The sequence below is a fragment of the Myxococcus llanfairpwllgwyngyllgogerychwyrndrobwllllantysiliogogogochensis genome (assembly GCF_006636215.1).
In the GTDB taxonomy this organism is placed as follows: Bacteria; Myxococcota; Myxococcia; order Myxococcales; family Myxococcaceae; genus Myxococcus; species Myxococcus llanfairpwllgwyngyllgogerychwyrndrobwllllantysiliogogogochensis.
On sequence record NZ_VIFM01000284.1, the window covers coordinates 1 to 13,887 of the forward strand.

Consider the following 13,887-nt stretch of genomic DNA (forward strand, 5'->3'; position numbering starts at 1 on the left):
GGTGGTGCGCATCGGCGTGAAGGCGCGCGAGGTGAGCGACGCGCAACGCAAGCCGAGCCACCTCGTCTTCGTCATCGACGTCTCCGGCTCGATGAACATGGAGAACCGGCTCGGGCTGGTGAAGCCCCTTGTCCCGCCGAACGGCGCCCGGTTCCTCGACATGTACTTCAAGGGCCACGGGGTGAACCCCACGGTGAACACGGAGGAGGAGCGCTTCTCCACCTTCTCCGTGGACACGGACACGGCCTCGTACACGCTGACGCGTGCGTACCTGGAGCGCCAGTCCCTTCCCGACGAACAGGCCGTGCGCGTGGAGGAGTTCGTCAACACCTTCGACTACGGCTACGCGGACGCGGAGGACGCGCCGTTCGGCGTCCACGTGGAGGGCTTTCCCTCTCCCGTGCGCAAGGGCTACCAGGTGGTGCGCATCGGCGTGAAGGCGCGCGAGGTGAGCGACGCGCAACGCAAGCCGAGCCACCTCGTCTTCGTCATCGACGTCTCCGGCTCGATGAACATGGAGAACCGGCTCGGGCTGGTGAAGCACGCGCTGCGGATGCTGGTGGAGGAGCTCGATGAGCGGGACTTCGTGTCCATCGTCGTCTACGGCTCCCAGGCTCGCCGGGTGCTCGCACCCACGAGCGCGACCCAGCAGGCCCGCCTGCTCGAAGCCATCGACGGGCTCTACAGCGAGGGCTCCACCAACGCGCAGGAGGGGCTGGAGCTGGGCTATCAAATCGCCTCCGAGCACCTCATCCCAGGAGGCATCAACCGCGTCATCCTCTGCTCGGACGGCGTGGCCAACGTCGGCGTCTCCGACGCGGATGGCATCTGGGCCAAGGTGAAGGGCTTCGCCGCGCGGGGCATCACCCTGTCCACCGTGGGCTTCGGCATGGGCAACTACAACGACGCGCTGATGGAGCGCCTGTCCCACGTGGGCGAGGGCAACTACGCCTACGTGGATGGCCTGAAGGAAGCCCACCGCATCTTCGTGCAGAACCTCACCGGGACACTGCAGGTGGTGGCCAAGGACGTGAAGCTCCAGGTGGAGTTCGACCCGAAGGACGTCTCCCTGTACCGGTTGCTCGGCTACGAGAACCGGATGCTGACGAAGCAGCAGTTCCGCGATGACCGCGTGGACGCGGGCGAGGTCGGCGCGGGCCACTCCGTCACCGCGCTCTACGAGGTGAAGTTGCGCGAGGGCGCCTCCGACCTGGGCACGCTGCGCATCCGTTACAAGGCGCCGGAGGGTGGGGACTCGAAGGAGCTGGAAACGAAGCTGCCCATCACCGCGCTGCGGGCCAACTATGCCCGGGCCAGGTCGACGACGCGCCTGGCCTATGTGGCGGCGGCCTTCGCGGAGAAGCTCCGAGGCTCCTACTGGACGCGCCCGCTGACGTACGCCTCGCTCCTGGAGCTGTGGCGGGTCGTGGGCCTGGAGGACCGTCAGGACGTGAGCGAGCTGGGGGACCTCATCCGCATGGCGGCGGCGCTCGACCAGCGGCAGGACCGCTTCGAGTCGCTCGCCCCCTTGAAGAGCATGGACTACGACCAGGCGCCCTCGGTGCTCTAACTAGCGCTCCCGTGCGCGCAGCTCCAGGTAGCGTCGGATGAGCCTGAGACGGGCGCGCTCGAACAGCGCCCCGTCGTCGGGCACCGCCCACGCGTGGGGGATGAGCTGCTCGGCGACCTGCATCGCGAACGAGGGGTCGCCCGCGTCACTCACCCGCTGGAGCCACTCGTAATCCTGGAGGCCCTGGCGGATGAGCTTCAACCGGATGGAGGGCAGCGGCACCTCCGTGGTGCCTCCGATGACCGACGTCAGCCCCGGATAGAAGAGCGTGCCGTCCCCGTTGCCGTTGAAGCGGAACTGCGTGGTCCACGCCGTGGAGAGCAGCCCCACCGTCTGGTAGTACAGCTCACCGGTGGCGCCCATGCGGAAGGTCAGCCACTGCATGCCCCGCGCCTTCGCCGCCGAGCGGTCCACCATGTACGAGGGCCAGCCCTGCCCCGGCTGGTTCTCCGGTGGCGGGGGCTCGCCCTCCACACAGCCGTGGCTCATGCAACTCTGATACAGCCAGAGCTCGCGGTTCGGCCTGGCGAGGAAGGCGTCGTACTTCGGCCGCTGGTTGCCCTCGTACGGGGGCTGCGTCCCGTCGATGAAGTTCACCAGGACGCTGAGGATGTCGATGTCCTCGATGAGCCCATGCGCCTGGGTCTCCGTCACGGTGGTGGTGAGGAACGTGCGCAGGTCCGGCGCGGCGGCGCGCGTGAGCCGAGCCCGCTCCGTGACGGCCTCCCAGGACGTGCCATAGGGCGGCTCGTCGCCCACGTAGTCGAACGAGCGGCTCAGCCAGCCTCGGGTGCGGGCCTCGTGCTCGAACTCCGCGAGGTCCGGCGCGGTGCCAGGCCCCAGGTACTGGAGGCTCGTCATGCGCGCACCGGGCAGCGGGTTCGGCGCCGAGCCGTCGAGGAACGGGCCCCAGCGCGCGTCGAAGGTGTCGTAGTCGGGCAGGTCCCAGGTGGGCTGCTCGGGGAGGCGGGGGAACGCGCTCGCCAGGGTGAAGCGGTGGGATAGCGCCAGTTGGTGGAACTGCTTCAGCAGGCGCACCTGCGTGTCCACGGGACAGCTCGGGTCGCCGGTGAAGGCGCGGCAGACGTGGGGCGGCCACAGCAGGAAGGCCGTGCGCAGGGAGGGCGTGCTGGACAGCGTGGCCTCCACCACGGTGACGCGGACCTTCACGTACTCGCGCAAGCCCCGGCCCGTCACCTCGACGAGGCCGTGGTAACGCCCGGGGCGCGCATCCTCGGGCACGTGCACATCCACCCAGAGGCCCCGAGCCTCCCGGGCGGGGACATCGAATGGGAAGGCCGAGCGCTGCTCACCGACGACCTCGTCCACGTCTGGAATCAGCCCGTCTGGCCAGCGCCCCGGCTCCGTGTCCGGCGGGGTGGGCCGGGTGATGTCCAGGAGGGCCTCGCGGTAGAGGAGGATGTCCGGTCCGTCGATGCGCCGCAGGCCGTTCCAGAGGGCGGGCAGCCGGGCCCGGACGTCCCGTAGGCCCGAGGTGCCTCCGTGCAGGCCCACCTGGAAGGAGAGGTATTCGTTCCGGGCGCCGACCAGATCCACCTCCCGTTCGACCCGAGGCTGCGTCTGGGGCCGTATCTTCACCATGGAGCTCTCGGCCCAGACGGGGCCGGGGCGGGGATGGGCGGCGGAGACCCCGGACAGCACCAGCGACAGGATGAACCCCTGGATGAGCAAGCGCATGGAACGGAAGGCTAGTGAGTCCAGGGCACCCCGGAGGATCCACTCCGGACGGAAGGTCGGCTTTCACACGCTGCGCCCGGGTGTCGTGCCGGGCTGCCCCCGGGTGGATCCACCCCACCGAGTCCTCCTCCGTGACGAAACCATGACCAGGTCAGGAGCCTCTCGGGGAGATCATCCCGAGGAGCTTCCGGATGATGGCGTTCTCTCAACGCTTCGAGGTTGACCGCATGAAGTCCGTCCTTCGTGGGGTGCTGTGTGGACTCATGTGGTGGGTGGCCCCGGCCGCCTGGGCTCAGTCCGAGGACGTCCGCGTCACCGCCACTCCGAACACGGGGCCCAGCGCGGACGAGTCGCTGACCGGGTGCGTGGGCGAAGAGGAGAAGGCGCTCCCCTTGGAGGCAGGTGAAGCGAGCCGCACGTCCACGGTAAGGCGGCGCCCGAACCGTCCCGTGGTCGCCCTGGATGCGGCGCGAGCCACCGGGCCCATCGAGACGTTGGAGCCGGGGAGTGTCGCGCCGACCGTCGACGTGGGTTCCATGACGACGGGGGTTCAGGTGGACCAGGAGTTCCTCCGGCGCATCGCCGTCACGGGCTCGGAGGTACGCATCCGCATGGGGGACGAGCTGGAGCGGATCTCCGACGTCCCGGAGTTCTCCGAGGTGATGAGCCTGCGCAACGCGCCCCTCATCAGCCTGCGCGGGTCATGGGAAACGCGGGAGGCCCAGGGCGCGCCCGTCACGCAAGGCGCGGAGGCCGACGAGGGCGCGCGTCGCGTGAGCATGGGACTCCAAGGTCCGCCGCGGGGCTTCCAGTCCCTGGCGGAGCTGGCACCGGGGACTCCCGAGCAGCTCCTGCGCGAAAGCCTGGAGGAGCAGTCCTCACGGACGTCGGTGTCGAGCGTCTCGAAGCGCTGAAGCGAAGAGCGTCGGGCGCAGGGCACGCGTGGGCACCGGCGGCCATGCTGAAACCGTGATGCAGCGACGAGCCGGGCGTGAGGCTTGTCACGGGCCAGGTCGAGAACATGGACACCTCACTCGCGAGTCTGAACGAGGTTTCCATGATGAAGCTCATCGCCCCCTATGCGCTGTGCATGCTGGTGTTGCTGGTCGCCGTGCCAGTGCTGTCGCGGGCGGAGACTCCCGAGCACGCGCCGCCGCCCGGGGTGTTCATTGGCACCATCATCGGCGTGAAAAGCCGCAAGCCCGTCGCGGACGTGGCGGTCATCGCTACCTCGCCGAGCTTCAGGGGAGAGCGTGGTGCGGTGACGGATGAGCAGGGCCGCTACCGCCTGCCGATGCTGCCCGCGGGCACGTACACGCTGCGGTTCGAGCACCCCGACTTCAACACCTACTCCCGCTCGGACATCCTGCTGCGCGCCAACCGCACCGTGCGCGTCAAGGTGGAGCTGCTCGAGCTGCCGCCTCCTCCGCCGCCGGCCCCGGTCAGCGTGAAGCAGACCCGGAAATGACACGGAGGCCCCAGGCCATTCCGCACGAAACTCAAAGGGCATTTTAGTTTCGTGCGGATTCCTGGCCGACCTTGCACGAAACTCAAACGCGACTTTAGTTTCGTGCGGGAGGCGCGCGTCAGTCCGCCAGGGGCATGCCCCAGTCCGGCTTCTCACGCTCACCCATCACCCAGCGGTACACCTCAAGCACCTGCTCCGCCTTCGCCTTCCAGGTGAAGTATTTGAAGATGCGCTCCCGCGCCCGCTCCCCCATGGGACGGATGACGGACGGGTCCGCCACCAGCTTCGTCAGCACCTCGCGCACCCGCGCCACGATTTCCTCCGGCGTTCCAATGGGCACCGCGAACCCCGTCGCCGGACTGACGATTTCTCCCGGACCGCCGTAGTCCATCACGATGGGCACCAACCCCAACGCCATCGCCTCGCACACCACCGCGCCGCCGAACTCGCGCACGCTCGGGAAACCGAACACGTGGTTCTTCGACAGCCGCCCCTGCAACTCCTGGTGCTTCACCCACCCGGCGAACGTCACCCCGGACTCGATGCCCTCTCGCGCCGCCTGCGCCTTGAGGTTCGGCATCTCCTGCCCATCGCCGATGTACTCCAGCACCACCTTGCCCTCACGGATGAGCGGCGCCGCCGCCTCCATCAACATGGCCATGCCCTTGTACGGCACGAAGCGCCCCACGAAGGCCACTCGCAAGGGCAGCTCCACCGGCCCCTCCGACTTCGACGTGCCGAAGCGCTTCGTGTCGATGGCGTTCTCCGGCACGTACACCGTCTTGCCCTGCCACGTGTCCGCCACCTGCCCCCGCGTCGCCCGCGAGCCGGTGATGATGGCCGCCGCGCTCTCCCGCGTGGACTTGTAGAAGGGCATCAGCTTGTACGCATCCCGCACGTAGCTCAGCCACTCCTTCTCCCGCCGACGCGCCCCACCAAAACCCTTGGGCCACGGCAACCCGCCGTTGAGCGGCCCCATCACGAAGGGCACCCCCGCCGCCTTGCACCGCCGCGCCAGCGTGCTCGGCGTCGTCGGGCTGATGGGCGTGTAGCGGTGCACCAGGTCGAACTCCTTCGCCTTGATGCGCGCGCCAAAGCGCTGCCACAGCACCTCCTCGAAGTAGTAGTACGGCAGCACGCTCAACGCCGTCGCCGTCGTCCAGCCCACGCCCGCCGTGCCCCGCAGGAGCTGCCCCACCTTGTCGAGCGGCTTCTCCACCGGCGTGGAGTCCAGCGCCGTGAATCCAGCGCCCTCCAGCACCCCCTGCTTCAGGATGTTCTCCCGGTTGCGCACATGCGTGACGAGGTGCACGTCCGCCACCTCGGCCAGCGCACGGTAGAGCGACCAGCCTTCCAGCGGGACACTCACCCAGTCAGGGTTGCACAGCTCGGCAATCAGAAGGACGCGTGGTCTGGGAGCAGGCATACGTGTGCCTTCATCTATCCCAACCGGCCCTCCAGATGTAGCCTCCCCCGCGTCGTGACGTACGCCCCGGACCGGCCTTCCTACCTGCGCTTCGTGGCGCTGCTCGGCACCCTGGTGCTCGCCACCGTGGGCGGGGCCCTGCTGCACCCTGTGGTCGCTTTGGCCCCAGTCCTGGTGGCCGCCGTCCTGTGGCTGGTGGTGAAGGTCCCCGTCCGCTACCCCGTCATGGCCGTCACCTACCTGGTCCTCGCCGTGGACTACGTCCCCGAGCGCCCCCAGTCCGGCTTCTGGCCCTCGCCGCTCCACCCCCTGGGTGAGCTGCTCTTCGCCCAGCTCAGCTACATCACCAAGATTGGAGCGCTGCGCTTCCCCCTGGTCGACGTGCTCATCCTCGGCCTGCTGGGGCTGGCCATGTACCGGCGGGTGACTCGGTCGAAAATCGACCCACCCGCGCTGCCCATGCCCCGGCCGCTCATCGCCGTGGTGACGCTGTCCCTCATCGCCATCCTCTTCATGGAGGTGCGCGGCGTCATGCGCGGCGGGGACATCAAGAACTCGCTGTGGCAGTGGCACCAGGCCGCGATGATGCCGTTCATCGTCGCGATGTATCACTATGCGATGCGCGGGCCGGAGGACTGGCCCATCTTCGCGCGCACCGTCATCGCCGCGGGGCTGACCAAGGCCGCCATCAGCGTCTACTTCGGCGCCATCGTCGTGCCCTCCATGGGCGTCTTCGTCGAGTACACCACGTGTCACTCGGACTCGATGACGTTCAACTTCGCGCTGCTGGTGGCGACGATGCGCTTCCTGGAGAAGCCCAAGGGCGCTCACGCGCTGCGCGGGCTGCTCCTCATGTTCTGCATCTTCATGGGCATGATGTACAACGACCGCCGGCTCGCCTACGTCAGCTTCGTGGGCTGCCTCCTGGCCGGCTACCTCATCACCCCGTGGCCCGCAATCAAGCGCACCTTCAGCCGGGGCATGGTGCTGCTGGCCCCGCTGCTGGTCGTCTACTTCGCGGTGGGGTGGAACGCGCGCGGCGGCGCCTTCGCGCCCGTGCACAAGGTCCGCTCACTCATCGACGGCGAGGGCGGCGAAGGCAACCTGGACTATCGCGACATCGAGAACCTGGACGTCATCGCGACGTGGACCCAGTTCCCGCTGCTCGGCACCGGCTACGGCCACGAGTTCCTGGAGCCGATTCCGCTGCCCAACATCGCCTTCGTGTTCCCCCAGTACCGCTACCACCCGCACAACTCCCTGCTGGGGTTGTTCGCGTTCGGTGGAATGGTTGGCTACACGGGCGTGTGGATGTACCTGGTCGTCACCCTCTATCTCGCGGTGCGCTCCTACCATCGCTCGCACGTCTCCGAGCACCGCGCCGCAGCCATGGTCATCGTCGGCGCCATCGTCTGCTACATCAATCAGGTGTTCGGAGACATGGGCATCATCTCGTACATCTGTACGTTCATCACCTCGCTGTGCGTGGTGACGTCCGGGAAGCTCGCCGTGGCCACGGGCGCGTGGCCCATGCCGAACAGCGCGCTGGTGCCCACCGCGCCCCTGCTCCCCGAGCCGCCTCCAGGCGCCATCGTCTACGTCAACGCGGACGACCCGGCGCTGGCGAAGCGGAGCTGAAGGGCTACAGCAGCGTGCCGCGCAGGAGCAACTCCGCGGTGGTGAAGTAGATGACCAGTCCGCTGACGTCCACCAGCGTGGCGACGAAGGGCGCGGACGCGCTCGCCGGGTCGAAGCCGAGCCGCCTCAACACGAACGGCAGCATGGCCCCGGACAGCGTCCCCCACGTCACCACGCCCAGCACCGACAGGCCCACCGTCAGCGCCACCCGCGACGCGTGCTCGCCGTAGCTGTGGAACAGGTGCTGCCAGAGCAGGATGCGCGCCAGCCCCACCGTGCCGAGCACCGCGCCCAGCACCAGGCCCGACAGCAGCTCCCGCCGCAGCACGCGCCACCAGTCGCGCAGGCGCACGTCCGTCAGCGCGAGCGCGCGGATGATGAGCGTGGTGGCCTGACTGCCCGAGTTGCCTCCCGAGGAGATGATGAGCGGCACGAAGAGGCTGAGCACCACGGCGCGCGCGATTTCGTCCTGATAGCGGGACATGGCGGTGGCGGTGAGCATCTCCGACACGAAGAGCACCAGCAGCCAGCCGGCGCGCTTTCGCACCATGGCGAAGAAGCCCACGTCGAAGTAGGGCGCGTCGAGCGCCTCCATTCCGCCGACCTTCTGGATGTCCTCGGTGGCCTCCTCCTGGACGACGCTGACGATGTCGTCCACGGTGACGATGCCCCGCATGCGGCCTTGCGCGTCCACCACGGGGATGGCCGACAGGCCGTGCTCCGCGAACAGGCGGCTGACGCCTTCCTGGTGGGCGTCCTCCCGCACGGTGACGGGCTCGGTCCGCATGACGTCGCGCACCGTCTTCCCGGGCGCGGCCTGGAAGAGCTGGCGCAGGGAGACCACGCCCAGCAGGTGCTGCTCGGAGTCCAGGACGTAGGCGGAGTAGACAGTCTCCACCTGCTCGCGGGCCTGCCGGCGCAGGTAGCCGAGCGCCTCGTCGATGCTCATCTCCGGCCGCACACGCACGAAGCGCGGGTTCATCAGGCCGCCCGCGGCGTCCTCGGCGTAGGCCAGGAGCACCTGCACCTCGCGGCGGGAGGTGTCATCCAGCAGGGCGAGACAGGCGGCGTGTTCCTCGACGGGGAGGCTCTGGATGACGTCCGCGGCGTCGTCCGGGGGGAGCACGCGCATCCAGATGCGCCGCTCGCTCGGGGTGAGGGCCTGGAGAAGCCCCGCCTGGTCATTCGAGGAGAGGGAGAGGAAGAAGTCGTCCGCGCTCGACGGCGGCAAAAGCCGGAAGCCCTCCACCCGGTCTCGAGGTGCGAGCACGGGCCACGCGTCGCGCAGCTCGTCCTCGTGGATGGGGTCCGACTCGGGGGCCACGGCTCGCCTCCCTGCGCGCACGGGCCGGAGGCCGGCCTCGCACTGGGGACGCGTTCAAGCACGGCGCCCGAGGCGTGGAAACCTCAAACGCCCGCTGGAGGACACCCGCGAGCACGAGTGTGAACCCGCGCGCACGAGCCGTGACGAGTCCTTCACGGGTTCGGACAGGAACCCGTATCCCCTCCAGGTTGAACGTCCTCGAAGGACCGACTCGACCCGCGGCCGTCCTACCGTTTCCGTGCGTCACGCCCCGTCATCAGCGCGGTGGGCGCCAGCTCGACGGTGAAGCCCTCCGCCGTCAGCGCCACCGACTCCACGCTCCGCAGCGCGCTGAAGGCGAAGCCCGCCTGCCCCTCGACGGCCAACGCGGCCTGCGCCGAGCCCGGCAGCTCCACGCCCGTCACCGCCAGTCCCGCCGTGCTCCCCACCGCCGCGGCCGCCAGCATCACGAAGACTCGCGCCGCGTTCTCTCCCAGCACGTCCCCGTACGCCTCACCCGCCGCGCTGAGTTCCTCGAACGTGCGCGCCGCATCCACCCTCCGCACCATCACCACCCACGCCTCCAACGCCCGCCACACCGTGTCCACACCCAGGTACGCAATCGCCGTCGCCGTCAGCAACGACGCCAACCCCTTCGACAACGGCTCCGGCAGCGACCACAAGAGCAGGTACATCGCCACCGACGCCGTCAGCGTCGCCCGGACCGCGTGTGGATTCGCCAGGCCCTCCAGCGCCTCGTCCGTCTCCTCCCAGACCCCTTCCATCGCGATGGCCAGCGCCAGCGCGTACCTGCCATCGCTCCCCAACAGCGGCCCCTCCTCCAGCAGCCGGAGACAGTCGCCGCCCTGATGCTCGCGCTCACACCAGCGGCCGTAGTCACGCGTCAGCACCTCGTCCGCGTACGACTCCAGCAACTGGGGCGCGGCCGCATCACCCCCGTCCCCCACCGGGACGAGCCTGCGCCCTTCATACAGATACACCCCGCCGCGCTCCGGTACGCCGAAGCGCTGTCGCGCGTCCCTCAAGGGATGCTCGAAGGGCCTCACGTCCCGCGCGAGCTTCGCCACCGCCTCCTCGAACGCGTCCTCATCCAGCTCCACCGGAGCCGCGTCTTCGTCCTCTCGTGGAGTGTGGACCCGAGGCGAGCCCGTGCCCGTGTCCAGACGGACCACCCGGGTCGACGAGCAACCCGTCACCCCGAGCAACAACAACCACCATACCAATGCCCTACCACGACCCATCGCAGCCCTCCGGCATGGGGCGCCAAACCACCTGAGTGGTCTTCACCCATACCAATGCGCTCCGACATTTCGCGGGGGCAGGACTCGCTCAGCGCGAGGGCATCAACTCAAGGACCTCGGCAGCAGGACGTGGAAGACGCTGCCCTCGCCCGCGCGGCCCGCTGACTCCGCCCAGAGGCGTCCTCCGTGGCGCTCGACGATGCCTCGCGCGATGGCCAGCCCCAGCCCCAGTCCGCCGTAGGCCACGCCATGCGCGCGACTGAAGCGCTCGAAGATGCTCTCCAGCTGGTCCGCGGGAATCCCCAGCCCGTGGTCCGCCACCTCGGTGTGAATCCACCCCGGCTCCGCTCTCGCCACCAGCCGGATGACGCCTCCGTCCGGCGAGTAGCGCAGCGCATTCGACACCAGGTTGCTGAACACCTGGTCCAACCGCTCCCCGTCCGCGCGCAACACCAGGTCCTCCGGCACGGACACCTCCAGGCTCCGTCCCTCCGGCAGGGGCTGGAAGTGCTCCACCACGTCTCGCAGGAGCACGCCCATGTCCACGTCGCTCTCGTCCAGGCGCAGCTCGCCGCGCTGCAAGCGCCCCATGTCCAGCAGGTTCTCCACCAGCCGCGCCATGCGATTCACGCTGCGGTGGATGCCCGCCAGCGCCCGGTCCACCTGGGGCGGCGTCTCCGCCGCCGCCTTCATTCTCGCCAGGTCCGCGTAGCTGCGCGCGGCCTGAAGCGGCGTGCGCAGCTCGTGCGCCGCCATGGTGAGGAACATGTCCTTCGCCTCGCTCGTCGCCCGCAGGGACTCCACCGCGCGCCGCGCGTCGTCGATGTCCGTCGCCGTCGATATCCACCCGACGAGCCGCCCCACCTCGTCCCGCTCCGGCAGCGTGCGACAGAGGAACCACCGGAACTCTCCGTCCGTCGCGCGGCGCAGCCGATACTCCTGCTCCTTCGGACGCCCCGAGCGCTGCAAGGCATTCCAGGTGAGCTGCACGCGCCCCACGTCCTCCGGATGGAAGCAGCGCAGGTTCTCCTCGCGCTGGCGCCCCTGCTCGGGTGACAGCCCCGCGTAGTCCAGCCAGCCCCGGTTGGCGTAGCTGATGGTGCCGTCCGCCAGCAGCGCCCAGACGAACTGGGGCATGGAGTCCAACACCCGGCGGAACCGCTGCTCGCCCTGTCGCTCCAGCACCCGCCGCTCACGCTCCCACAGCGCCGCCTCCTGCAACTGCAAGGCGCGCTGACGCAGGTGGAGCGCGACGAAGGCCTCCGCCTTCCAGCGCAGCACGTCCGGATGGAACGGCTTCACGACGTAGTCCGCCGCACCCGACGCATAGCCGTGCACCAGGTTCGACTCGTCGCGCCCGTGCGCGGTGAGGAAGATGATGGGCGTGTAGCGGGTGCGCTCTCGCTGCCGGATGATGCGGGCCGTCTCGAACCCATCCATGCCCGGCATCTGCACATCCATGAGGATGAGCGCGAAGTCCTCGCGCAAGAGACATCGCAGTGCCTCCCTCCCCGACGACGCCTTCACCAGCCGCTGTCCCATCGGCTCGAGGATGGCCTCCAGCGCGAGCAGGTTCGATGCGTGGTCGTCCACGATGAGGATGCGGGTGCTTTGTGGCTCCACCTGGACGGGAGCGCGAGGGGTGAGCTGCTCGGTGCCTTCCAAGGCCGGTCCTCCCTTCTCTCCCGAGGTCCCCTTCGCTTAATCAGCGCGGCCCCGATGATCAGCCCCCCACGACACCTCGGCCCGCCCAGCCCCTGACGACACAGGGCCCGGACGCCCGGTCGCCCTCCTCACGGAGAAGCACGAGGATTCCACCGGTTCAGTCTCAAAGGTATGGAGCCAGGGACGCGGTGGCACGCTCCCCCGTCATGTCGACGGGCGCGTGGCCAGGGTCCGAGCGACTGGGCGGCGATGCGCCGAAGGCCCCGTGGCTCCACGGCGCGGCTCGTGGAGGGCGCCCGCATGCCGCCCTTCCCTCCGAGCCACCCCTCGCCGTGCGGACTACACCACCGCGCGCTGAAGCATCAGCGCGAGCATGTCCGCGCTTCTCTCGCTGCTGAACTGCGTCTCCACCTTGCGACGGCCGGCCTCACCCAGGCGCTCGGCTTCCTTCGGATTCCTGGCCACCTGCTCCAGCTTCTCCGCGAGAATCCGAGGCTCCTGCGGCGGCACGAGCAGCCCGTCCACGCCGTCGTCCACCAGCTCCTTCACGCCGCCCGCGCCCGTCACCACCACCGGCGCGCGCATGGCCATCGCCTCCATGATGGCCACGCCCAGCGGCTCCTGGAGGCTCGCCAGCGCGAAGATGTGCGAGCGCTCGATTTCGCCCCGCACCTTGTCCTCGCTCACCGCGCCCAGCAGCGTCACCGCGTCGCCCAGCTTCGTCTCCGCGAGCTTCGCCTCCAGCACCTTGCGGTACGTGGTGCCACCCGCCTCGTCCTCGCCTGCAATCGCGAGCCGCGCGTCGATGCCCTTCGCGCGCAGCATGCCCACCGCGTCGATGAGGTCCGCGTGCCCCTTGCACGGGTTGAGACGGCCACACGAGAAGATGCGCAGCGGGCCCTCGCCCGTCCACGCCGAGTACGGCACCGTGCGGTTGAACTTGCCCAGCTCCACGCCCATGGGCGCCAGCTCGATGCGCGGCGGCAGGTGCCCCGCCAGCTCCTGGTTCACTTCCCCCAGCAGCTTCTTCGTGATGACGAAGGCGAACTTCGCGTGGCGCCACTTCTCCTTCTGGTTCGGCCCGTAGTCGTCCAGCGGACCGTGCAGCGTCATGCTGTACGTCAGCCCCGACAGGAGGTTCGCGAACAGCGCCACGTGCGCCGCGTTGGCACATGAATGCACATGCACGTGCGTCCACCCGCGCTCACGCGCCAGCGCCGCCAGGCGCCCACCCATGACGGCGAAGGCCAGGAGCTGCGCGCGCCCCTTCGCGTCCAAGCCCTCCGCGCGAGCAATGGACGCCAGACAACGGGCCCATCCCGTGGGCATGGCGCGAGCCACCTCCGCCGCCGCCTTGGCCACGCCCAGGGCCCCCGGAGGTGAGAGGTACTCGGTGCGAGCCATCGCCTCCTGCGCCCAACTGTGCGAAATGATGCGCGCGGGCGGAGGACGGGTGGATACCAGCTCCGGCGTCACGCCCTTGCCCGGCAGCGCCTGAAGCTCACGCCAGAAAAAGATGTGGGTCTGTCCGGGAAACTCAGGGATGAGATAGCCAATCTTCTGCACGAACTTTCCATAACACGCCCGCCCCCACGCCCGGGCGGCGGGCCCCGGAATCACCGGGGGCAGGTCGATAGACACCCGCTCCCCCGCCCGCCCGGGCAGGTCGTTGGGCCGACGCCATGCGTTGCGCTATACCGGGCGGCGCTCCATGGCCGATTCCAGCGCACCCTCCACTCCCTCGGACGCCGAGGTTTCCGACGGCACCGTGCCGTCCCCGGCGCTTCAACGGCTGTGGTTCGCCCTGGAGCGCACCGGCTGGGCCTGGCTCACCGCTGTCTCTTATACCCATCTGAC

9 protein-coding genes and 1 pseudogene are annotated in these 13,887 nt (G+C 69.2%); 4 read left to right on the forward strand and 6 right to left on the reverse strand.

Annotated elements, in window-relative coordinates; all coding sequences use genetic code 11:
- Positions 1 to 91: 91 nt before the first annotated feature.
- Positions 92 to 1,570 (forward strand): vWA domain-containing protein, encoded by a 1,479-nt coding sequence (locus FJV41_RS41345; protein ID WP_438616781.1) that lies wholly within the window; start codon positions 92 to 94, stop codon positions 1,568 to 1,570.
- Here FJV41_RS41345 and FJV41_RS41350 read toward each other — a convergent pair whose 3' ends face one another.
- Complete coding sequence (locus FJV41_RS41350; RefSeq protein WP_141648134.1) at positions 1,571 to 3,268, reverse strand: DUF4091 domain-containing protein; 1,698 nt, start codon at positions 3,266 to 3,268, stop codon at positions 1,571 to 1,573.
- Between the two features lie 191 nt (positions 3,269 to 3,459).
- On the opposite strand from FJV41_RS41350, the gene FJV41_RS41355 reads away from it, so the two are divergent.
- Positions 3,460 to 4,182 (forward strand): hypothetical protein, encoded by a 723-nt coding sequence (locus FJV41_RS41355; RefSeq protein ID WP_141648135.1) that lies wholly within the window; start codon positions 3,460 to 3,462, stop codon positions 4,180 to 4,182.
- A 143-nt stretch (positions 4,183 to 4,325) separates the two neighbouring features.
- Positions 4,326 to 4,736: a carboxypeptidase-like regulatory domain-containing protein gene (locus FJV41_RS41360; protein ID WP_246137745.1), complete on the forward strand. Its 411-nt coding sequence runs from the start codon at positions 4,326 to 4,328 to the stop codon at positions 4,734 to 4,736.
- Between the two features lie 118 nt (positions 4,737 to 4,854).
- Here the strand turns inward: FJV41_RS41360 and epsH are convergent, their stop codons facing one another.
- Positions 4,855 to 6,162 (reverse strand): exopolysaccharide biosynthesis glycosyltransferase EpsH, encoded by a 1,308-nt coding sequence (gene epsH, locus FJV41_RS41365; RefSeq protein ID WP_141648136.1) that lies wholly within the window; start codon positions 6,160 to 6,162, stop codon positions 4,855 to 4,857.
- 54 nt (positions 6,163 to 6,216) lie between these two features.
- Here epsH and wzy point away from each other — a divergent pair, with 54 nt between their 5' ends.
- Complete coding sequence (wzy, locus tag FJV41_RS41370) at positions 6,217 to 7,800, forward strand: exopolysaccharide repeat unit polymerase (RefSeq protein WP_246137746.1); 1,584 nt, start codon at positions 6,217 to 6,219, stop codon at positions 7,798 to 7,800.
- A 4-nt stretch (positions 7,801 to 7,804) separates the two neighbouring features.
- Here the strand turns inward: wzy and mgtE are convergent, their stop codons facing one another.
- From mgtE to epsE, 4 genes and pseudogenes are all read right to left on the reverse strand, one after another.
- Entirely contained in the window at positions 7,805 to 9,124 is a 1,320-nt protein-coding gene (gene mgtE / locus FJV41_RS41375; protein WP_141648137.1) for a magnesium transporter, read from the reverse strand.
- Between the two features lie 257 nt (positions 9,125 to 9,381).
- Positions 9,382 to 10,365: pseudogene (gene sitA5, locus FJV41_RS41380) on the reverse strand (SitA5 family polymorphic toxin); the annotation flags it as partial.
- 102 nt (positions 10,366 to 10,467) lie between these two features.
- A complete protein-coding gene (gene epsF, locus FJV41_RS41385; RefSeq protein ID WP_141648138.1) occupies positions 10,468 to 12,030 on the reverse strand; it encodes a response regulator EpsF in 1,563 nt (520 codons plus the stop codon).
- A 339-nt stretch (positions 12,031 to 12,369) separates the two neighbouring features.
- Positions 12,370 to 13,671, reverse strand: coding sequence for an exopolysaccharide biosynthesis GT4 family glycosyltransferase EpsE (epsE, locus tag FJV41_RS41390; RefSeq protein WP_246137747.1), 1,302 nt, complete (start codon positions 13,669 to 13,671; stop codon positions 12,370 to 12,372).
- Between the last annotated feature and the right edge of the window lie 216 nt (positions 13,672 to 13,887).